The sequence below is a fragment of the Arcicella sp. genome (assembly GCF_964672035.1).
In genome coordinates this window covers 1-22,141 of sequence record NZ_CBABQS010000074.1, presented here as the reverse complement: position 1 = coordinate 22,141, position 22,141 = coordinate 1, and the positions used below count along the sequence as shown (strand labels likewise).

Annotated in this window: 16 protein-coding genes; 3 read left to right on the top strand and 13 right to left on the bottom strand. The window is 38.2% G+C overall.

What is annotated here, in order from left to right; translation table 11 throughout:
• The 6 genes from AC1W31_RS16555 to AC1W31_RS16530 all read right to left on the bottom strand — a co-directional run.
• A partial coding sequence (locus AC1W31_RS16555; protein ID WP_481735596.1) for a Mur ligase family protein occupies positions 1 to 666 on the bottom strand: 666 nt, incomplete at its 3' end.
• Between the two features lie 163 nt (positions 667 to 829).
• Positions 830 to 1,111, bottom strand: coding sequence for a protealysin inhibitor emfourin (locus tag AC1W31_RS16550; protein ID WP_481735595.1), 282 nt, complete (start codon positions 1,109 to 1,111; stop codon positions 830 to 832).
• A gap of 96 nt (positions 1,112 to 1,207) precedes the next feature.
• On the bottom strand, positions 1,208 to 2,227 hold the full coding sequence (locus AC1W31_RS16545; RefSeq protein ID WP_481735594.1) for a M4 family metallopeptidase: 1,020 nt from the start codon (positions 2,225 to 2,227) through the stop codon (positions 1,208 to 1,210).
• A gap of 232 nt (positions 2,228 to 2,459) precedes the next feature.
• Complete coding sequence (locus AC1W31_RS16540) at positions 2,460 to 3,938, bottom strand: APC family permease (RefSeq protein WP_481735593.1); 1,479 nt, start codon at positions 3,936 to 3,938, stop codon at positions 2,460 to 2,462.
• A 262-nt stretch (positions 3,939 to 4,200) separates the two neighbouring features.
• Positions 4,201 to 7,158 (bottom strand): protein translocase subunit SecDF, encoded by a 2,958-nt coding sequence (secDF, locus tag AC1W31_RS16535; RefSeq protein WP_481735592.1) that lies wholly within the window; start codon positions 7,156 to 7,158, stop codon positions 4,201 to 4,203.
• Positions 7,159 to 7,363: 205 nt separating this feature from the next.
• Entirely contained in the window at positions 7,364 to 7,726 is a 363-nt protein-coding gene (locus AC1W31_RS16530) for a hypothetical protein (protein WP_481735591.1), read from the bottom strand.
• Positions 7,727 to 8,026: 300 nt separating this feature from the next.
• Here AC1W31_RS16530 and AC1W31_RS16525 point away from each other — a divergent pair, with 300 nt between their 5' ends.
• Complete coding sequence (locus tag AC1W31_RS16525) at positions 8,027 to 9,343, top strand: Gfo/Idh/MocA family protein (protein ID WP_481735590.1); 1,317 nt, start codon at positions 8,027 to 8,029, stop codon at positions 9,341 to 9,343.
• A 96-nt stretch (positions 9,344 to 9,439) separates the two neighbouring features.
• Here the strand turns inward: AC1W31_RS16525 and AC1W31_RS16520 are convergent, their stop codons facing one another.
• A complete protein-coding gene (locus AC1W31_RS16520) occupies positions 9,440 to 10,858 on the bottom strand; it encodes a DNA/RNA non-specific endonuclease (RefSeq protein ID WP_481735589.1) in 1,419 nt (472 codons plus the stop codon).
• A gap of 307 nt (positions 10,859 to 11,165) precedes the next feature.
• On the opposite strand from AC1W31_RS16520, the gene AC1W31_RS16515 reads away from it, so the two are divergent.
• Positions 11,166 to 11,858, top strand: a complete 693-nt coding sequence (locus tag AC1W31_RS16515) for a peptidylprolyl isomerase (RefSeq protein ID WP_481735588.1) — start codon at positions 11,166 to 11,168, stop codon at positions 11,856 to 11,858.
• Positions 11,859 to 11,948: 90 nt separating this feature from the next.
• Positions 11,949 to 12,860, top strand: coding sequence for an SDR family oxidoreductase (locus AC1W31_RS16510; protein WP_481735587.1), 912 nt, complete (start codon positions 11,949 to 11,951; stop codon positions 12,858 to 12,860).
• Here the strand turns inward: AC1W31_RS16510 and AC1W31_RS16505 are convergent.
• From AC1W31_RS16505 to AC1W31_RS16480, 6 genes are all read right to left on the bottom strand, one after another.
• Positions 12,850 to 14,760 (bottom strand): AAA domain-containing protein, encoded by a 1,911-nt coding sequence (locus tag AC1W31_RS16505; RefSeq protein WP_481735586.1) that lies wholly within the window; start codon positions 14,758 to 14,760, stop codon positions 12,850 to 12,852. The genes AC1W31_RS16510 and AC1W31_RS16505 overlap by 11 nt on opposite strands.
• A gap of 257 nt (positions 14,761 to 15,017) precedes the next feature.
• Positions 15,018 to 15,626 carry an OmpH/Skp family outer membrane protein gene (locus tag AC1W31_RS16500; protein ID WP_481735585.1) on the bottom strand — a complete coding sequence of 203 codons (609 nt, stop codon included), beginning with the start codon at positions 15,624 to 15,626 and terminating at the stop codon, positions 15,018 to 15,020.
• Positions 15,627 to 15,885: 259 nt separating this feature from the next.
• Entirely contained in the window at positions 15,886 to 16,791 is a 906-nt protein-coding gene (locus tag AC1W31_RS16495; RefSeq protein WP_481735584.1) for a T9SS type A sorting domain-containing protein, read from the bottom strand.
• Between the two features lie 6 nt (positions 16,792 to 16,797).
• Entirely contained in the window at positions 16,798 to 18,336 is a 1,539-nt protein-coding gene (locus tag AC1W31_RS16490; RefSeq protein WP_481735583.1) for an Ig-like domain-containing protein, read from the bottom strand.
• Positions 18,337 to 18,415: 79 nt separating this feature from the next.
• A complete protein-coding gene (locus AC1W31_RS16485) occupies positions 18,416 to 21,619 on the bottom strand; it encodes an Ig-like domain-containing protein (protein WP_481735582.1) in 3,204 nt (1,067 codons plus the stop codon).
• 124 nt (positions 21,620 to 21,743) lie between these two features.
• On the bottom strand, positions 21,744 to 22,141 hold a 398-nt coding region (locus AC1W31_RS16480), incomplete at its 5' end, for a hypothetical protein (RefSeq protein WP_481735581.1).

Here is a 22,141-nt window from a genome sequence, read left to right as displayed (position 1 = left end):
TTCGCCCATCAAGGCTTCACTTTCTTGGTAATAAATGAAGTCATCGGCTGAGGTCATATTTTGTAAAACCCTAAATTTTGATTCGATATAATTCTGAAATTCATAATTATATCTATCCAAATGGTCGGGTGTAATGTTCAGTAAAATAGCTACATCCGCCTTGAAATCATAGCAATTATCTAACTGAAAACTGCTTAGTTCCAACACAAAATAATCGAAAGTATCTTCAATCACTTGTTTGGCAAAACTCTCCCCAATGTTACCCGCAAGTCCGATGTTTAGCCCCGCATTTTTCAAGATGTGATAGGTCAGAAGCGTTGTAGTGGTTTTTCCGTTGCTTCCTGTGATGGCAATGATTTTCGCTTTCGTGTAGCGTGAGGCAAATTCTATTTCAGAAATTACGGGAATTCTCAACGAATGTAATTTCTTGATCAATTCAACTTTATCAGGAATTCCGGGGCTTTTGATGACTTCGCTGGCATCCAAAATTTTTGCTTCGGTATGTTCACCTTCTTCAAAAGGAATATTGTTTTGGGATAAAGTTTCTTTGTATTTATCGGACAATATTCCCTTGTCCGACAAAAATACTTCAAAGCCTTTTGCTTTTGCCAATAATGCTGCGCCAACACCACTTTCGCCTCCGCCTAAGATTACTATTTTCTTCATGGTTAATTTTTAGTTTTACGATGCAAGATAAATAATAAGCGTTGGATTTAGTATTGGTTATGGGTTAATAGTTAAGCGTGGTTGGTTAATTATTTGATAATTAACGTCTTAAAACAAGAAAGGCTCCGCTCAAAGCGAAGCCTTTCCCAGTTCAATATTTAACTTATTCTGAAGCTAAAAAATGATTTATCAGGGGCGATAATTCAGCAGGAATATGATCCTCATCGAAAGTGAATTTCAATTTTGAGTTTGCCTTTTTTGTTTCCAAAGAATACACAAAACCATCTCTCAATTGCTCTGATGGCTTTATTTTTTTGTATTGGTCTTTATTTTCGATAAGATTTTGTAAGGTATTTTGTAAGTCCGATGGCAAATCTTGTTGACTAATTTCCTTCTCGAAAATTCCGCCCATGAAACCGCCCGAGCGTGTAAATTTTATATTCATATTTTTTGATAATTGAAGTTCAATATTCGATTTTTCGATAATTGATGTTCGATTTTTGGTTAATATAAATTGAACATCAAATAACGAAAATCAAAACTATAATCCAACCGTTGTAAAAGCATTATTTACAATTCCCGTTGCGCTGGCGGGCAATTTTCCTGCCGTAACCATTTTCTTGGCCATTTTTGTGATGGCCGTTTTAAAACTTTTAAAGTTTGTACTTGGCTTCAAAACTTTCAAGGTTTCAAACCATAATTTTGCGGTATTTACCGTTTCAATGCCATCCGAAACTAAGTAAAAAACCTTGTTCGGAATCCCACTATTGATGTGTACGCCACGATTATCGGCTGTTCCCGTATAAAGATTTGCCATGTTATCGGGTTGTGGGTCTTTGCCTAATAGTGGAGAATTATAAGCCGTTCCAGGAGCTTTCATTGAGCGAATTGCCATACCTTTTAATTTCGGACCCATGATGTCAGCACCGATTAACCAATCAGAAGTTTTGGCGGTTTGTTTAAGGGCAAATTGTTTAATAGCAATTCCCATTGCATCGGCATAATGTTCGTTCAAAGCCCCTGATTGCCCTGAATAAACCAAATTGGCGGTATATTGCACTACGCCATGACTCATTTCGTGTCCCGCCACATCCAATGATTGGGTAAAATCTGTAAAAACCACCCCATCGCCGTCGCCAAAAGTCATTTGCGAACCGTCCCAAAAAGCGTTATTATATTTGTTGCTATAATGCACGTTCAAAATCATATCCAAACCATTATTATCAATCGAATTCCAATTTAAAACGGTTTTATAAAAATCCCGAACCTTACCAGCAAAATCAAAAGCGTTATTAACGGAACTATCCGCACTTACGGGCGAAGTTTCATTTCTAACCAGTGCCAATTGTTTATTAGTGGTATGCTGAGAATCAAAAACAATTCGATTGGCACTTCCTACAATTGGCTGAACTAAGCCCATACTTTCAATTTTCAGCATTCTTCGTTTGCGAAATCCACGGTCGAGGCTAACGGTTCCTTTACTAATATCAACACCATTTTTTTTGAGTTCATCCACCATGACAGGGGGAATAATTGAACAAAAGCAATTACATTTTTTCATGATTTTCAAATTTAGAAGGTAACGAAAAGATGATTTTTGTGAAGATTAAACAGTTTATTAAGCGAAAATTCCAATTTAATGAAATTATATAAAATCTAAAGTTGGAAGGTTTTTTTTAAAAAAACAATCAATCGTTTTATTATTTAGTAAGTGGTAAAATACAAAAAATGCCCAAAACAAAAGCGGTCGTCTGAATTAACAAACGACCGCTTTTTATGAATGAACAGATTAATTACATATTATTCAAATTACTCTTATTTCTACTATAAATAAAATAAACAACTAAGCCAATCGCCATCCAAATAAAAGCAAATTGTTGGGCTTTGCTATCTAAAAGTGACATTAAAGCCACGTTGGTAAGGATTCCTAATGGAGCCACAATCATCAATAATGGTGTTTTGAAAGGGCGTTCACGGTTTGGCTCACGCTTACGAAGAATTAATACGGCCAAACAAACCATCGCAAAAGCGAACAATGTTCCGAAACTTGTCATATCACTCAAAACACCGATTGGCGTAAATGAGGCTACTAATGACACAATCAAACCTACCAAAATTGTACTCTTCCAAGGGGTTTGGAAATTTGGGTGAATTTGGCGGAAAAAACTTGGTAATAAACCATCTTTCGCCATGCCTAAGAACACACGAGTTTGTCCTAACATCATTACTAACATTACAGAAACTAAACCAATTGTTGCTGCCGTAGTGATAATAAATACTGCCCAAGGTTGCCCAACTTTATCAAATGCAAAAGCAACTGGGGCTTTCAAGGCCTCGCCTGTAATGTCTTTATAATTTAACATACCAGTTAAAACCAATGATACTAAAATATATAAAACCGTACAAATAGCTAAAGATGCAATGATGGCAAATGGAATATCTTTCTTTGGATTGATGGCTTCACCTGCTGACGTAGAAACCACGTCAAAACCGATGTAAGCAAAGAAAATAGCCGCTGCACCACTCAAAATTCCTTTGACTCCATAAGCAGGTTGTACTGAACCGTCGGCGTGTGCAACCATTTCTGGTGCTGGAATAAATGGATGCCAGTTATCTGCATTTATAAAAAATACACCTACCACAATGATAAATAGGATAGCTGAAAGTTTAAGAATTACAATCAAATTATTGGTATTAGTAGCTTCTTTGATACCTTTCACCAAAACGGCTGTAACGAGCCAAGTTATCAAAAATGCAGGTAAGTTGAAGGCAAAAGAAGATGCTTCTAAGTGATTATCAATGGCATATTGAGGGGCTGTAAATGGGTCATTGGTCAGATAATAGGGTATGTTTATGCCAAATAGATGCAGTAGCTTATTAAAATACCCCGACCAACTCACGGCAACGGTCATGGCTCCCATGGCATATTCGAGGATTAGTCCCCAACCGATAATCCAAGCAAATAATTCTCCGATTGTTCCGTAGGCATACGCATACGCAGAGCCTTCTACGGGCAACATTGAGGCAAATTCAGAGTAGCATAATGCCGCAAAAACGCAACCAATCCCCGCAACAACGAACGATAATGCTAAGGCTGGCCCAGCATGATAATGGGCTGCCGTACCCGTAAGCACGAAGATACCACCACCGATGATTCCTCCAATTCCAATAGCAGTTAAGCTCCATTTACCCAGAACTTTCTTTAATTGGTTGTTTTTAATGTCAGCTTCGTAGGCTGCCATAGGCTTTTTACGCCAAATACTTTGTTCCATAGATTTTTGTTAGTTTGTGTGAATTTTAGATTATCACAATAAAGAATTGTATAATGATTAGTTGATAAAATAATATATTGTAAAATTATGTTTCAAGATACCTAATATTTCGTCTTAAATCAAAATTTAGGGGTTAGGTTTTGGAAATTAGGGCTTAGAAAATTGGAAATTGAGTATTTTTACACTTACGAAAATCTTCATAATAATGCTCAATTTCAGCTAAAATCTAACCCTAAGCCCCAATACCTAACCCCTAAAAAACTTATTTCTTAATTACTACTGCTTCTGCTACTACTTTTTTCTTTCCGCCACCAAAATCAATTACGATTGGAGCTGCTACGAAAATTGAAGAATAAGCACCAAATACAACTCCGATGAACATCGCAAAAGAGAATCCTCTCAAAATATCTCCACCAAAGACTAACAATACTGTTACCACCAAGAATACTGTTGTGGCAGTCATTACCGTACGACTCATGGTATGATTAATTGATTGGTTGATCGTTTTAATCATCATTTCTTTATTCGATAAATCTGCATCAACCCCGATTTCCTCACGAATACGGTCAAATACTACCACCGTATCATTAATTGAATATCCAATTACCGTTAAAATCGCTGCGATAAATACTTGGTCAACTTCTAATTCAAATCCGAATAAACGACAAATTCCAACCATTCCTAACACCACAAGTACGTCGTGAACTAAGGCTACAATACCACCCAAAGAATATTGCCACTTACGGAAACGAAGTAAGATGTAAACAAAGATGGCAACTAAAGCGTAAAGAATCGAAATAAATGATTGCGTAAGAATATCATCGGCAATGGTTGCTCCAACTTTCGATTCTGATACGATTACAGGTTTAGCATCAGCAAATTTCTTTAAACCTGTTTCAACTGCCGTGCGTACTTTTTGGTTTGCAGCCGCACTTTCATCTTCAATTAAATAAGCGGTTGTGATTTTTAATTTTGTTGGACCGTTAAACGTTTTTACCTCAACGCCATTTCCTTCAAAACTATTTGCCAATGCATCTTTTACCGTTCCTGCTTCAATCGTTTTGTTCATTTCAACTACGTAAGAACGACCACCTTTGAAATCTAACCCTAAATTGAAACCACCTTGCATAACCAGCACAATAATACCAATGGCAATTAAAGACCATGAGAAAATATAAGAATATTTACGTTTTCCGATAAAATCAAAATTGAAGTTTTTGAAAAGGTCTCTTGAAATAAATGTCTCAAAAGTCATTTCTTTTTCTTTACCCGCTGCAATGGCACGTTTTGCCATCCAATCAATCATAATATGTGAAACAAAAACGGCTGTAAATACTGAAGTAACTAAACCAATAGCCAATGTAACACCAAATCCTTTTACAGAACCTGAACCAAAGATAATCAAGATAATTGCAACGAGAATGGTCGTTACGTTACCATCAATGATCGCCGAAAGTGCTTTTTCATAACCAAGTTTAATAGATTCCATCAAACCTTTTCCAGCGTGTAATTCTTCACGAATACGCTCGTTAATCAAAACGTTCGCATCAACTGCCATCCCTAAGGTAAGCACAATACCTGCAATACCTGGTAAAGTCAACACCGACTGAATTTGTACTAATACACCCGCAATAAAAAACACGTTGAACATCAAAGCCGCATTTGCCATCCATCCTGGTGTGCCATAATAGCCAATCATAAACACGATAACCAAAATCAATCCTAATACCATTGATAAATATCCTTGATTGATTGCCTCTTGACCCAACGAAGGGCCCACAAAAGCATCCTCCACAATACGAGTTGGAGCCGATAATTTACCCGATTTAATTACGTTGGCTAAATCTTTTGCTTGTTCAACCGTGAATGAACCAGAGATTGAAGAACGTCCACCAGCAATTTCTCCATTAATATTTGGCGCAGAATAAACGTAATCATCCAATACAATAGCGATGCGTTTTCCTACGTTGGCCGCTGTCATATTTTTCCAAATTCTTGCCCCTACACCGTTCATGGCCATGGTAACTTCTGGACGACCATTTTGATCAAAATCTTGTCCAGCGTCTGTAATTGTTTCACCGTCTAATTGCGCTTTTTGACCTGGCAATTTCTTCAAAGCTTCAAACTGTACGATTTCGTCACCGTTTGTTGCAGGAATTCCAATGGCATTCCAGTAGAAAGAAATATTTGAAGGGAACATCAATCTTACTTCTGGACGACGTAATAATTCGTTTACACGGGCAGTATCTTTACGATAAACACCCCACGTTTTTCCTTGGTTATCCAATGGCAAAAACAATTTTGTCAAGGCCGAACCCGACGTTGTATCTTTTTTCGCAGAATCTTTTTTCGCAGTTTTGTTCAAACCTGATAATTGACCCGCTAAACTTGCTGCTTTTGTCGTATCAGTAGCCGATGTTGTAGTTGTACCCGCTTTTTTTGCTTTTTCTTCGGCCGCTAAATATTCACCTAAAGCATTCAAACCTGGTCCCCACTCGCCAATTTCAGCTACTTCAATAAATTCTAATTTTGAAGCGGCCGACAATAACTTTCTGGCACGTTCAGGATTATCAACCCCAGGTAATTCAACTTGAATACGGTTTGTTCCTGGCAAACGTTGAATGTTTGGATTGGCAACCCCCAATTTATCAATACGAGTTTGGATGGTTTTGTAAACTCTATCAACGGCTCCATCAATTTCGGCGTTGATTAATTTCTTCACTTGTGAATCTGTTGAAGAAAAATTCAATTTTCCAACGTTGGTTGAATTGGCGAAAATAGACGCTAATTTTTGATTAGGAGCAATTTTAGCGAAAGCATCAAAGAACAATTCATTAAATGGCTTAGTTGAGTTAACCTGTGCTTTTGAAGCTTCGGCAAGCGCTTTTTCAAAATTTAAATCATTACTTTTTCCTGATAATGCACGTAAAATTTCCACGGGCGAAACCTCTAAAACGGCATGAAGACCACCTTCAAGGTCAAGACCTTTATGAAGCGCATAAGTCGTAACTTCTTGCAACGTAAATCCTAAATAAACCGGTTGTTTCCACAATGAATCAACGAAATGGATTTTGCGAGCAGGGTCATATTTACCCGCAACTGTGGCATATTTAACGGCTTCCTCACGGATAGTATTGGCTTTCCAAGTAAATGAAAGAAAGAATAAACATAGGGCTGAGATGATTCCAGTCAGCCAGATAATGGCACCTTTGTAACGCATGGTTTTTGGTTTTTGGGATTGGTTATTGATGATTGGACATTAAATTTCGCCTAATAATTTCAATAACCGCAATAATTATAAAAAGTGAATAGTAAGTACGATGTAACATTGCCCGTACAAGAGCGTGGACGTTTAATTTGGTTCAAACGTGGACGTTTAAACCAGAGGAACAATTGTTAATGTTAATTATCAATTGTTGATTAAATCACGGGGCGTTGGTAACAATAAAATGCTCGAAGAGAATTTCGAGAAGAGGAAGTCGAAATGTAAGGTTTTTAATGATTGAAAATCTCTTTTCAGCCATCAAAAAGGAGAATACTTGTGGCGTAAATACAAAATCTTGCGAAAAATCAATCGTTACAGAGGCGGACACTTGCATCACAGAAAGTTCCGAAATTGAACAATCATTAGATTTTTCTGAATGGTTAGATCGTTCCGTTTTGGCGTTCTTAACTTCTTGTTGGCGTAATTGAGTAGCTGAAAATGTTTTACCGAAAACAGTAAACATCATAATCAGCGACATAAAAAAGACGCTAAACAAACGAGCTATGTGAGATGATTTTTGCATTTTGAACCACAAAAGTAGTATCTTTTTCAGAGGTATGCCAAAATTTATGCCATTTTTTTTAACGTTTAAGATTTAGGAAAATTAAAGGTTAGAGAAAATGTAAATGTTTAAGGCTAAAACTCTCGATAAATAGAGGTTTGATATTTCCTTTTTATCGAAAAATCTAACTTTAGATGGAGGAAATATGAAACTGTTTTGAAATCAAATATATCTGAATCAAACGGCTAAAAATGTAATCTTGAGTAATTTGTACAAAAGACTAAAAAAGTAATATCCAGATAAACAATAAATACTTTTTCCATGAACCAAAATAGACGAGATTTCGTAAAAAGTACCTCCATCATCGCTGGAGGTTTGTTCGCTACTCCGTTTTTGTCGGAAGCTTCAATGTTTAATAATAGTATGGACGATACCATCAAAATCGCACTGATTGGTTGCGGTGGACGTGGTACGGGGGCTATTGTACAAGCGTTAAGTACCAAACAAAACGTAAAATTAGTAGCCATGGCGGATGCTTTTCAAGACCGTTTGGATTCTTGTTACCAAGAAATCACCAGCGATGAACAAGCGCATTTGAAAGCTAAAATTGACGTTTCTCCCGACCATAAATTTACGGGTTTTGATGGGTATCAAAAAGCGATGGCCTTGGCTGATGTGGTTATTTTGACCACGCCTCCTGGTTTTCGTCCAATGCACTTTGAGGCAGCGGTGAACGCAGGAAAGCATATTTTTATGGAAAAACCTTGCGCCACCGACCCCGCAGGTGTGCAACGAGTATTGGCAGCAGCACAAATTGCAAAAGCCAAAAAACTCAATGTGGTGGTAGGTTTACAGAGACATTATCAAACTTCTTACCGTGAGTTGATGAAACGTTTGCAAGATGGAATGGTGGGCGATATTGTGTCGGCTTCGGCTTGGTGGAATAATGATGGCGTTTGGACAAAACCTCGCACAGCGGGCATGACTGAAATGGAATATCAAATGCGCAATTGGTATTATTTCAACTGGATTTGTGGCGACCATATCAATGAACAACATATTCACAATATTGATGTAATTAACTGGGCAAAAGGTGGTTATCCCGTGAAAGCTCGTGGTACGGGTGGGCGTGAAACTCGAATTGGAAAGGATACTGGCGAGATTTTTGACCATCACATTGTAGAGTTTGAATACGCTGATGGCACAATCTTGAACTCGCAATGTCGCCATCAAAAAGGCACTTGGGCGAAGGTTGATGAAATGGTAATTGGCACGAAAGGAAAGATTATGTTTGATGCTGCCAAAATCACAGATTATAAAGGAAAGCCTTTGTATTCTTTCGATAAAAAATTAGACAATCAGCCGTACCAATCGGAACACGATGAATTATTTGCGGCAATTGCCAAAGGTGAATATAAATTTGCGGATGCTGAAAACGGAGCAAAATCAACCATGACCTCGATTTTGGGAAGAATGGCCACTTATTCTGGACAAATAATTGATTGGGATAAAGCGCTTAATTCGGGTATCAGTATTGCGCCAAAAAACTTTGCTTGGGATGCAGATATGCCTTTAAAACCAGATGCAAACGGCAATTATCCCGTGGCAATTCCTGGAAAAACGAAGTATTTTGGGTAAGCTTTGAGCCGTGAGCAATGAAAAATGCCAATTCTTTAATGGATTGGCATTTTTTTCGACCTCATTTTCTAATAGCTCACGGCTCAAAGCTCTTTGCTAATTATCAATTCTCCGCTCAATAACCGTTTGAATATTTGTAGAAACATTTGATAAAAAATCATAGCCTGTTAAGCGTTCTAATTCATCAACTGACAAGCGATATTGTTTCCAACTTGTACCGCCAACGCTATTATCATTCGGGATATTTACGGCAATAATTCGGGTATTTTCATTTACTCTGCCAGCATCATTTTGTCCAATTGGCAATACAACAATAATTTTCCAAAGTGATGCTGGCACCGTAATATTATCATTTTTACCGATGGTTTTTGAAAATCCATTCGCTCCCGTTCCTCCTTGTCCCAAAGGGCCAGCAATTACATAAACTTCATTTCCTTGTAAAGTCAATGTTCGTTCGTATTCTTCCAAAGACTTCCAAACTCCTCGGTTATGATCGGGAGCTTGGGGAGTCATGTTGGTCATAAAAAATGTTTCCTGATTATCTTCTAAATTGCCATCACGGTCGCTGGAAGGGCATAAATGTCCTCGGTCGAAACCCGTAGAAGCATAATCTCGGGGTGTAACTTCGTACCAACTTTGGGGTAAACTTGGATCGGGGCGAAAATCATTTTGACGATCCGTTTCTCCCTTCCATGCGGTACTCAAATGCCACGAAACCCAGTTGGCAATACCTTTATTTTTGTTGTAAGAAAGCGTGTAAGCATTTTTTACCATCAAATAATTATCTGAATATGAAGTATTTGTTGCCGCATTCGAGGGATTTCCCATGGTTAAATTATCATCACGAGAAGCCACTGTCGAACCATTTGGAATTGGCTTTGGTGATGGCGTAGGCGAAGGACTTGGCGTCGGAACGGGTGTAGTTGAACCACTTAAACCATAAGTAATTATCGAAATATTATCAATATTCAAACGATTTGAAGAACCATCCGTTTTACGAATTTCGATGCGAGCAGCTTGTTGAATATTGACGTTAAATTGAGTATCTCGTAGCGATTTATCCGTAGCCGTAATCGTTGAACCCACTTTATTCCAAGAAGCACCACCGTTAGAAGAAGCCCATAATTCAAAGCTACTTTCTCTGTCTAATTGATAAACGCCATACTTAAAACGCACTTGCTGAATGCCCGAGGGAATATCAAATTTCATGCTCAGCTTAGCCATTTCTTTCATTCTGATTGCTTTTACGCCAGCTTTCTGGTCGTTATCGGCACCACCCATCATGGCATTTTCAAGGTACCATTGCCCCGATGAAACGTTAATATTTCCCCCTTCATACCGATTCTTAGAAGCATCATCAAAACCTTCAGGAAAGTTAGCGGCTACTTTGGTTTGTGCGCTTGGTGTGGGCGTTGTACGAGTGGGTATGTTCGTATTCGTGGAGGGTATATAAACGCCTGCGCATGAAGAAAGAAATAACGAAATGGAAAGAAAAATGCTTAGTTTTTTGAACATTGAAAGGGGAATTTGTTAGAATGAATTACAAATTTATGACATATTTTGTGGGTAATCCTATGTTATATCGATTAGAAATATTTTATGAAATTGGTAAATATTTTGTGCTTTTTTCCGAAAAATGGAATTCGGATATTAATTTAAGTTTGGTAAAACGTTTAGTACTATTTTAGTAAATTTGCCTAAATTTTAACGGAGCTATCTGCTATTTGTCGCAACCCAAATAAACCCTGACAGCGGTTGGACGATAAATAATAGAATTCTCAATTTTAATCACTGATTTTGTCAATTATTTCAAAAAAATCACATGAAAAAAATAATACTACTTTGCTCGTTAATCCTTGTAAACCAATTAGTTAAGGCGCAGCCTAAAAAAGATTATCTCGTTACAATTACCACGCCTTGGGGAGAAATGCACGCTCTTTTATACGACCAAACACCCCAACATAAAGCCAACTTTTTGAAATTGGTGGATGATAAATTTTACGATGGATTACTTTTTCATCGCATCATCAATTTGTTCATGATTCAAGGGGGTGACCCAAATTCACGAATAGCAACACAAGGAATTATGTTGGGAAATGGAGATGTTGGCTATAAAATTCCAGCGGAAATAACGCCCGAACTTTTCCATAAGAAAGGTGCATTGGCAGCAGCCAGAGACAGTAATCCCGCAAAGGCTTCTTCGGGCTGTCAGTTTTATGTAGTACAAGGACAAATTTGGAATGATGTTACGCTGCCACAACAAATGGCTCGCACGCCACAACGAGTTTTTACGGATGCACAAAAGCAAGTTTATAAAACAATAGGAGGGACACCTCACCTCGACGGAAATTATACAGTTTTTGGACAAGTAATTGATAATCTGTGGGTTATAGATTCGGTGGCAACCCAAAAAAGAGATGGTAATAATCGCCCTTTGAAGAATATTGCCATGAAAATTACGTGCAAAAAAATGCGAAAAAAGAAGATTTCTAAGTTGTATGGCTGGGAATATTGAGAATAATTTAACACAAAACTATAACCTATGAGCATAAGTGAATTTTGATTATGTAATCCTAATCCTTAAAACTAAAACCTACTATTAATCGTGCAAAAAAAGAAAATCCTCATTACAGGTTCTAACGGATTATTAGGACAAAAATTAGTATTATTACTCGCACAAAATACTGATATTCAATTGGTTGCTACTTCTCGGGGTTTAAATCGGATAGATTTTACGGAAGGTTACGACTACCAAGAAATGGATATTACCAATGCTGAACAAGTGGCAGAGGTAATTGAAAAAGTGCGCCCCGATGCTATTATTCACACGGCGGCCATGACCAACGTTGACCAATGTGAAGGTGAAAAAGATTTGTGTTGGGCCATGAATGTAAAAGCGCTCGAATATTTGGTAGAAGCCTGTGAAAAGCACGATATTTTTCTTTGCCATCTTTCCACAGATTTCGTTTTCGACGGTGAATCTGGACCTTATTCGGAGGAAGATAAACCCAATCCAATAAGTTATTATGGTTGGAGTAAATACGCTGCCGAAGAAGTAGTAAAACGTTCAAAATGTACTTGGAGTATCATCAGGACAGTTTTGGTTTATGGAATTACGAATGACATGAGCCGATCAAACATCATTCTTTGGGTGAAAAAATCCTTAGAAGCTCAGAAACCAATCAAAGTTGTAACCGACCAATTCAGAACCCCAACTTTAGCCGAAGACTTGGCGATGGGTTGTTGGTTGGCCGTCGATAAGAGAGCCGAAGGAATTTTCCACATCTCAGGCAAAGACTTTTTGACTCCCTACGAAATGGCGATTAAAACCGCTGATTTCTTCAACTTAGATAAATCATTAATTTCCCAAGTTGATGCTAAGAATTTTACCCAACCCGCCAAACGTCCACCCCGTACGGGTTTTTTGTTGGATAAAGCAGTGGCCGTTTTGGGGTATAATCCCGTTAGTTTTGAGGAGGGGATTCAGGTTTTGGTGGGGCAGATTTCTAATCCATAAACTCCCAAGCACTTACATACCCACCTTTTTTCTCGGCATATTCAATAAAATTGGCATAAAAAGAATGCTGTCCCAACGTGGTACTATCGCCAATAACGACTAATTTTTTTCTGGCACGAGTCATTGCTACATTCATTCTTCGGATGTCGGAAAGGAAGCCAATTTCGCCTTTATCATTGCTTCTCGTAAGACTGATATAGACAATATCTCGCTCTTGTCCTTGAAAACTATCAATGGTATTTACACTAACATTTTCTTTGTATTTCTGTAAATCTGGACTGTGTTCAAATTGTGTTTTTAGAAGATTTATCTGTTGTTTGTAAGGTGAAATTACGGCAATACTGGGGAAATTATCGACGGTATATTTTTTACTTAACTCGCTGATGAATAGATTTATATGTTTAAATGTAAACGCCGCTTCATCGGGATTTGTGCTACTGGTTCCTTCCAATTTTTCCTCAAATCCACAACCTGCTGTATCAATAAAAAGTAGCGGAAAATCATTTTCAAAAAGTAAAGATTTAGCTACTGATTCATGCGCTTTTAATTTATCCTCATAAAAAATCTTAGACGAATATCCCATGATGTTTTCGTTCATTCGATACTGCTCTTCGAGTAAAGTCACCGCCTCTGGGTGGAGTTCAATGCACTTCTCCAAAAGCGTTTTACTGAGGCCACTTTTTGCGGCTTCGTTCGATTTTATCGTGGGTGATAACTGACAATGGTCACCCGCCAAAATCACCTTTTTTGCCTTTAAAATCGGAATCCAACAGGCAGGTTCGAGGGCTTGTCCAGCTTCGTCAATCACGACGGTATTATACGTTAAATTTCTAATGGTATAATGATTTGCACCCACGAGCGTGGCCGTGACTACTTGCGTTTTCGACACAATATCATCAATAATATACTGTTCGGTATTGCCAACTTCCTTCATGATTTTATGGGCTTCATCAAACAGGGCTTTGCGTTGGTCACGTTCAGATTTACCAAAACTTTTCTTGTATTTATGCGCCATATTCTTGAATTCCATTGCCTGTTTTTTCAAGCGTTTAGTTTCCTTCAAATATTCGTGTTCGGCCATTTTTGCTTCCAAAGTCAGTTTTTGCAAACGCTCAGAAACCCTCGCAGGATTGCCCACCCGAAGCACATTTAATCCTTCTTCCGAAAGTTTCTCACTCAATAAATCAACGGCTGTATTACTGGGAGCAACCACCAAAATCTTCTGATTTTCTTGCTTAATTAATGCTTTAATTGCTTGAATTAAGGTAGTTGTTTTGCCTGTTCCAGGAGGGCCATGAACAATCGACAATTCATTGGCTGACAGGATTTTGTCAACTGCTTTTGATTGAGATTTGTTTAATTTTCCAACGCTTGCTGGGTTCAAAACCCAGCCAGCGTTATCCTGTCTAAACGTTGGACTTTTTTCTCCCGTCAAAACCTGAATTAATTCACTTTTTTCTTGCATTTCAGATGCCGTTTTGAGGGCATCATTCATTTCATCGTAACTATTATCATCAAACAACACATCAACGCCCAATTTTCCATCTCTACTCCATTCGGGAAGTTCATCGTCTTTGATAGTAATTTTTAGTTTATTGCCATTTTGATGCGAAATAGTGCCTTCAATTCTATCTTTTTTTGGGTCATGATTGGTGAAGAAAACCGCTGGCATTCCCGAACGAAATTGATGAAAAATGTCTTGGTGCGTAGTTCGTTCCAATTCAATGGTCAAATAATCTCCCCGACCAATTTCCGACCCTCGAATTGCCACGGGAAACCACGTCAAACCATTAGCTCGGCGTTCGGCTACCGACGATGATTCAGTTAATTTTTTATATTGTTCACGGTCTTCATTCCGTTCAATTTTCAGTAAATCCAGTAATTTTTTAAAATAATCCATGTTACAAAGGTAATTAAATAGCACACGGATTGAATGGATTAGACACGGATAAAATTTGATTAGCTACTTTTATACACCTGTTGTTGTCTGTGTCTTCACAGATAACGTTAGTAGGTTATCTGTGAAGACACAGACAACAACAAGTGTACTTGCAAAATTTTTATCCGTGTCTAATCCGTTCAATCCGTGTTCCATTAAGCATACAAAAGCCTTCTCAAATCATTTGAGAAGGCTTTTGTATGCAATTTTAGCTTAACTTATTTCTTTGCTGGCGCTGATTTTTTCAATTCAGCATATTCAGCATTTAAGCCATCCACAATTTGTTTTGTTCTATCCGCTGATTCATCAGCAAATAAAATACCGCCGCCCGCTGTGGTATATCCCAATACAAATTCAAAGTTATTTTCTGCATTGTGTTTCTTTACATACTCACGGATGTTTGTATATAATTCTTGCATTTTTTTAGATTGCTCTGCTGCTAATGCTTGCTGACGTTGTTGGCTGTATTGTTGTAATTCAGCACCTTTTTTCTTCAACATCATGTCGGCTCCTTGCAATTCTGCTTGAGTCATTGTTTGCGCTCTTTGTTGAATCGCTTGTAATTCACCTTGAAGCCCTTTTTCACGCTGACCCAAATCTACTTGTAAACGGTAGCCTTTGTTTTCAAACTCTTTTTGAGCGTCTTTGTAAAATTGGTATCCAGATAATAATGAATCAGTATTTACATAAACTGTTGTCTTTTCTACGCCTGTTTTAGTGGTTGATGCTGTTGATGCTGTTGCTGTTCCTGAATTTGCAGCTTTATCGCATGATATTGCTCCGATTGCCAACAAACCGCCACACACGATTAGGGATAATTTTTTCATTTGTAATTTGTTAAAATATTGATTTTATGTTCGTTTCAAAAAAAATGTCTGCAAAGATAATAATTTTTCAAGGAAAAACTTCATTCGATTTTATAAGTCAATGATAAGAATCGACTTACTGTAAATAGTATTTAAAATTTGTGGATAACTTGTTTATAATGAGATAATTATCGAATATTTTCTTATTTACTTACCATCAAAAAAAATGACAGCCTGAAAAATTATCAAGCCGTCAACGTTTAAACAAAGTATATCTTACTTACTCAATTTTCATTATTTTCTTAGTATAAATTTTATCATCAATCGTCGTCTTGATAAAATAGTCACCTGAACGAGCATCTTTTAGATTTACCTGAACGGTATTAATGCCAATTGTACCCTTTAATTTAGATAATTGTTGGGCAATTCCTCGGCTATCAATCAAATCAATGTCAATAATTGCGTTCTCTTTTTCAACAAATACTTTTAAATTGACGAGGTTGGTCGTTGGATTTGGATAGGCCAATACTACATTTTCACTTTCTGGGCCAACTTCTTTTGAAACTTTACTCGCCATCACGGCAAGCACTTCTTTTAAAGTGATTGAACCAGCGTCTTGCTCAAGTGGTTTGGCTAAACTTTTGGATGCCTGTCCAGAGCGAGAATAAAAACTATTTCGTACATTTAAAGAGAAAGATTTATCCGAAATCTCCACAAAAGTGTCGTTATTATCTAAAATTGCGACTTTTGAGAAATCCCCACCTTTGCCTTTAAAATTGAAAATGGCCACGGGTTCGCCCGATTTGAATGCGCCGTAATTGGTTTCAGCATTGGTTTTTCCAATGATATAATATTCAAACTGCGGGTCGATTTTTACCTCTGAAAAAGCTTTCTGACCACCAATTTTTGTGGGTGTTTTTTCCCATGAACCTTTGATGTCAGCGATTGAAATAAGGCTAAATTCCCGAGGAACTTTTAGGGAGAATTGGGCAGTTACACCTCTTTCTTCTGAATCTGGATTATTGAAATTTGGCGTGTCGTAAGTGGGGACAATCCACGCCGTGAATACATCCTTACCTTCGTCGTAAGTAATCATGTATTTTGTTTTTAAGTCAGATTCGGTTTGTGCTTGAATGCCCATAGATGACATAAAAAACACGAATAAAATATTTTTGAATTTTTTCATTTTCGTTTATTTTGATGATTTGACTTTAACAATACTAAATGGTACACAAATATTTGGGCGACAGCAATTTCCATCTTCTACTACAATGGGGCAACAACCTTGTGCGGGGCATTGGGCATTGCTTGCTTGAAATGTATAACTCCCTAATTGAGAAATAATTAAGCTATTTCCCGTGCCAACCGTCACGCCATTATTAAACCAAATAATGTTGGTAAACTGTACAGGAACGGAAACTTGAAAACTATCGCCACTACAAAGTTTTATGGGTACAGACACGCAGGCTCTGTCTTCGTTGTCTGAAGGGGTTAATTCTAATTGGTCTAATGATTGAATTTTGACAAAATTGAAGGATACGCCTTCGCTAATTGCAAGCGCAGAAATCGTTAAAGTGGCGGTTGTTCCAGCCGCTAACAAAGGGATATTCCAAAGTGGTAGCGTGAATGTTCCCGTTGAAACGGTATTGCTCGAATATTGTAATCCTGCATCCAAACTATCTTTCACCACAATATTGGTGGCATCGGTAGAACCTAAATTTTCAATGACAATTGTGTATGAAACAAGACTATTTTTTGCAACAATTTTCGTGTTTCCATTCAAAATTTTAGTGATTTTCAAATTTGCAACCCCTCTATTTACCGTTATGCATACTTGTGCTGTATCACAGAGGGTAGGAAAGATCTTGTCGCAAATTTGATATACGTAACAATCTTTCCCGATAAAATTGCGATTGGGCGTATATTTAATGGTTCCGTCAGCATTAACAATAACAGTTCCGTTGGTCGGGTTTTGACTGATGCTCACTGTCACATCCGATGGATTTACGGTATTTCCATCTTTAGTATCGTTGATTAAAATGTTTGTCGTTGTTGGCGTATTGGCAGCGGTTGTTGAATTATCTGGATTAGCTTGCAATGGCAGACAATTAGCGAGTGCTCCTGTGATTGAAAGAAATTGTTCCAAAGGCCTTTGATTTCCTCCGCTTGGTTGTCCAGAGCGTGAATAAAAGCTGTTTCCAACGTTGAGACCATAACTATTATCGGCAATTGTGATAAAGAGATCCTTGGCAGGTAATGCTTTTACGATGCCATAACAACTATTGCCCGTGAAGCTAAAAAGTGCTACCGGAACCCCTAAAGCAAACGTCCCATAGTCTGTTTCTTTGGGTGCTTTTCCGATGATATAGTAATTGAGCGTTTGGTTTAAACCTGGCCAACTCTGCCCATTTTGTCCTGGCCCTAATTTACGAAATGCCGAATCGGTTTCTTTGGTCCATATACCTTTAATGTCAGTGATGCTTGTAATGACAAAATCTTTTGGCACCACAATCGTAAACTGGGCAGTTCCTCCCAATTCGGTATTATTGGCATTATTAGCATTCGGCACGTTGTAGTCTGGCACTACCCAAGCGGTATATATTTGACTACTTGGATTATAAGTAACCTGATATTTAACCGTATTTGAAGAGATTTGTCCTTTTACTACCGATGAAATCAATAGTAAAATCAGCATAAATTGACAAATAATTGAATTAAATTTTTTTTTCATAGCAATACTTATTTTGAATACTTAAACATTGAAAATTGACTGGATAAAAGAAAAACTTACTTTTATTCAGTCTCAACTTTTACGGTAATTGTTGTTTTATTATGAAATAATTCAACCCTAAGATATTTCCAGGATGATTTTTGAGTACATTTTGATAGATAAATTCAACATCATTGCCCGTTCCTTGGAAAATGGTTTCTCCGTTCATATCAATATCTCCCGTATAATAGCCCTTCAATTTGTAAGAAGGACTCACAAATAAGTTTCCAGTTGCATTAATAACTTGTAGATAAATAGCAATGACATCATTTGCAGATCCTTGATAAATGATGTTGTTGTCTTCCAACGCATTACCCGCCCACATAGCCTTTCCTTGTTGGACAATTACTTGGGGTTGATTAATGATATTGAGGGAGTCTTTATTGAAATTATGGGTTGCAACCATTTGAAAATCAATGACTTTACAGATGTTGCTCATTGCATTCTTTGCCGACATTACCCCGAGATGATTACGATGTTTTACCACCAAATAATACTGTCCCGTATTGGCCAAACTAAAAATAACCGAACCCGTTCCATCCACATCGACAATGTCTCCATCCCGCTGAATCAAGGCCGAACGACTATCCACAATTAACGTTGAATCCGTTCCACTGCGTAATTCCACAAATACCCAATCTACAATGGCATTGGCACCTGTAGTTGCTAAGACCAGCGAAGTGGTGGTATTGGCAGTCGTCAAACCCCCTAAATAAGGCGAAGTGGTTGGAATCAAGTTTTTTGCTCTCAAATCATCTCGCATGAGTGTATTGGGTAAATCGACCCCTAACAGCGCACCTTGTAAATAAGCTTTGGGCGTTAAACAAACTTTGTTGGGAGCCAATACTACCACGCTCACCGAAGCCGTATCACATTTGCTGGGAATTCCATCGTCACAAATAGCGTATTTAAACGTAGCCGTTCCCACAAAAGTGGCATTGCTTGGGGTGAAAGTCAGCGTCCCATTACCATTAACCGTTACCGTTCCTGCAGCAGGTTGAGTAATGATGGAGGGACTTCCCAAATTGTTAAGATCGGGGTCAGAGTCGTTATTTTTTACAGGAATTATCACGGGTACACCACTAACGGTTGCTACCACATCATCCAATGCCACAGGGGCGTGATTGCCCGTTTGGGTAGGTAAAATCTCCACGGTTATGGTAGCGGTATCACATTTACTGGGCGTTCCTGTATCACAAATACTGTACGTGAAAAAATCAGTACCGATAAATCCTATCGTGGGTGTATAAGTAAAGTTCCCATTGGGCAATTGAATCACAAGCCCGTGCGTGGGATTGCTTAATTGGGTGGGTGTGCCTAAGGTAGCAAAACCATCGGGGTCAATATCGTTGGCTTTAGCGTTTATAATGATGGGAATACCGACCGTGGTTTGGGTATTATCGTCATCGGCTACGGGAGCATTATTGGCTAAGACTGGTGATGGGACAATCTGGATATTGACACAAGCGGTATCACAAGCACTGGGAACGCCATTATCACAGATTTTGTAACAGAAAGTATCGTTGCCAGATGCTCCTGCGTTTGGCGTGTAAGTGAAAGTTCCGTTGGCATTCAAGGTCAGCGATCCTTTGGTCGGAGCGGTGATGGGGGTGGTGCTAACGACTAACGTATTACGATCTAAATCAAAATCATTGGTTAAGACATTGCCAGTCACGGGTTGATTGGCGGGTGTGACGGCGATGTCAGGGGTTGCAATTGGTTTTTGATTGAGTTTAATAGTAACCAAAGCGGTATCACAAATGATTGGATTCGTACTACTACAAATAGTATAAATAAACGTATCGGTTCCACTGGCTCCTAAGTTGGCAGTATATTTTATCGAACCATTCGCATTGACAGTTGCCGTTCCTTTTGTGGGTACTAAACTCACAATTGGCGTAGTAATTTTTGTTAAATCGGTTACGGAGGTACCATCGGGATTTTTATCGTTGGATAATATAGGTATTGTCACACTTATGCCCACAATCGCAACGGCATTATCGGGAATGGCTTGTGGGGCGGCTATAATTGTTAAAATTACTAATGCCGTATCACAAACGCTGGTATTGGTTTTATCACAAATTGAATAAATGAAGGTATCAATTCCCGACGTTGCCACGTTTGGGGTGTATTTGACGGAGCCATCTGGATTAATGGTGGCTGTTCCTTTTGTGGGTGCCAAGGTTAGGGTGGGCGGAGTGATTTTGGTTAAATCAATCACAAGCGTGCCATCGGGATTTCTATCATTGACTAAAATTGGAATGGTTGAACTAACCCCAGCTACTACCGACGCAATATCAAGATTGGCTTGTGGTACACCCGTAATAAAAATGGTCACTTTGGCGGTATCGCAAGTAATTGTATTGATTTTATCACAGATTGTGTAGATAAAAATGTCCGTTCCAAAAGTGCCTAAATTGGGGGTATATTTTATGGTTCCATCAAGATTCACAATGGCCGTTCCTTTCGTTGGAAGGGCTGTTATGATGGGCGTTGTTACATTTGTTAAAGTCGCTTGCGTTCCGTTATTGGCTTTGTCATTTGCCAACACAATAATTGTTTTGCTTATTCCCGCAGCAGTGGAAGCCGTATCGGGATTAGCTATCGGAGGTAAACAATTGGCTGGAATTCCCGTAGTAGCAAGAAATTGTTCTAACGGTTTCTGATTTCCTCCACTCGGCTGTCCTGATCTTGAATAAAAACTGTTGCCTGCATTCAAACTGTAGTTAAGATCTGCCGCAGTGATGAAGGGGTCATTAGCGGGTAATGCTTTCACCACGCCATAACAACTATTTCCTGTAAAGCTAAAAAGTGACACTGGAACGCCTACCGCAAATATTCCATAATTTGTTTCATTGGGTGCTTTACCAATAAGGTAATAATTTAGGGTAGGGTCGAGTCCTACCCAAGTTTGCCCTGGTTGTCCAGGTCCTAATTTACGGAAATCCGAATCCGTCGTTTTTGTCCAAGTTCCTCTAATATCGGTGATGTTAGTTATCACAAAATCTTTAGGAACGACAATCGAAAATTGAGCCGTTCCGCCAAATTCAGTTGCTCCTAAATTATTAGCATTTGGAACGTTATAATCTGGTACTACCCAAGCAGTATAGACTTGACTGACAGGATTATAAGTAATTTGATATTTCACCGTGTTGGATGAAATTTGTGCCTTTACGGTTACGGAGGCGAGCAGGAATAGCATGAAGCATAGCCCTGAAAAATGGCAGTAATTAATTTTTTTCATTGTTGATAATTGATAATACTTATTCGTTAGCTATATTTTGTTTATATCTTTGGATTACAAATGGGGTATTTTAATTTCAAAAATACTTTGTCCAACTTGGTAGAATTAAAGAGTCAATACTCCGTTAGGGTAACTGCTGTTTTATTTTGAAAGAATTTAGTTTCAACGTATTTCCAGGATGATTTTTAAAAATATTCTGATAGATAAATTCCACATTGTTGTCCGTTCCTTGGAAAATTGTTTCTCCGTTCATGTCAATGTCTCCTGCATAATATCCCTTTAATTTATAAGAAGGACTCGTAAAAAAATTGCCCCCAGCACCAATGGTCGAGGTGTAAATAATATTCACATCGTTTAGAGATCCTTGATAAATTATTTCGGTATCATTTAGCGCATTCCCCGCCCATAGGGCTCTTCCTTGTTGGACAGTTACTTGTGGTTGGTTGGAGATATTGAGGGAATCTTTATTAAAATTAGGCGTTGTAATTAGTTGAAAATCAATGACTTTGCAGGCATTACTCA

Excerpts from the sequence above, each read along its gene's own strand:
- AC1W31_RS16545 (WP_481735594.1), bottom strand. The coding sequence starts at position 2,227 with ATGAAAAAATGTAATTGCTTTTGTTCAATTATTCCCCCTGTCATGGTG.
- AC1W31_RS16500 (WP_481735585.1), bottom strand. The coding sequence starts at position 15,626 with ATGAAAAAATTATCCCTAATCGTGTGTGGCGGTTTGTTGGCAATCGGA.
- AC1W31_RS16525 (WP_481735590.1), top strand. The coding sequence starts at position 8,027 with ATGAACCAAAATAGACGAGATTTCGTAAAAAGTACCTCCATCATCGCT.
- AC1W31_RS16490 (WP_481735583.1), bottom strand. The coding sequence starts at position 18,336 with ATGAAAAAAAAATTTAATTCAATTATTTGTCAATTTATGCTGATTTTA.
- AC1W31_RS16515 (WP_481735588.1), top strand. The coding sequence starts at position 11,166 with ATGAAAAAAATAATACTACTTTGCTCGTTAATCCTTGTAAACCAATTA.
- AC1W31_RS16540 (WP_481735593.1), bottom strand. The coding sequence starts at position 3,938 with ATGGAACAAAGTATTTGGCGTAAAAAGCCTATGGCAGCCTACGAAGCT.
- AC1W31_RS16495 (WP_481735584.1), bottom strand. The coding sequence starts at position 16,791 with ATGAAAAAATTCAAAAATATTTTATTCGTGTTTTTTATGTCATCTATG.
- AC1W31_RS16520 (WP_481735589.1), bottom strand. The coding sequence starts at position 10,858 with ATGTTCAAAAAACTAAGCATTTTTCTTTCCATTTCGTTATTTCTTTCT.
- AC1W31_RS16505 (WP_481735586.1), bottom strand. The coding sequence starts at position 14,760 with ATGGATTATTTTAAAAAATTACTGGATTTACTGAAAATTGAACGGAAT.
- AC1W31_RS16550 (WP_481735595.1), bottom strand. The coding sequence starts at position 1,111 with ATGAATATAAAATTTACACGCTCGGGCGGTTTCATGGGCGGAATTTTC.
- AC1W31_RS16530 (WP_481735591.1), bottom strand. The coding sequence starts at position 7,726 with ATGCAAAAATCATCTCACATAGCTCGTTTGTTTAGCGTCTTTTTTATG.
- secDF (WP_481735592.1), bottom strand. The coding sequence starts at position 7,158 with ATGCGTTACAAAGGTGCCATTATCTGGCTGACTGGAATCATCTCAGCC.
- AC1W31_RS16485 (WP_481735582.1), bottom strand. The coding sequence starts at position 21,619 with ATGAAAAAAATTAATTACTGCCATTTTTCAGGGCTATGCTTCATGCTA.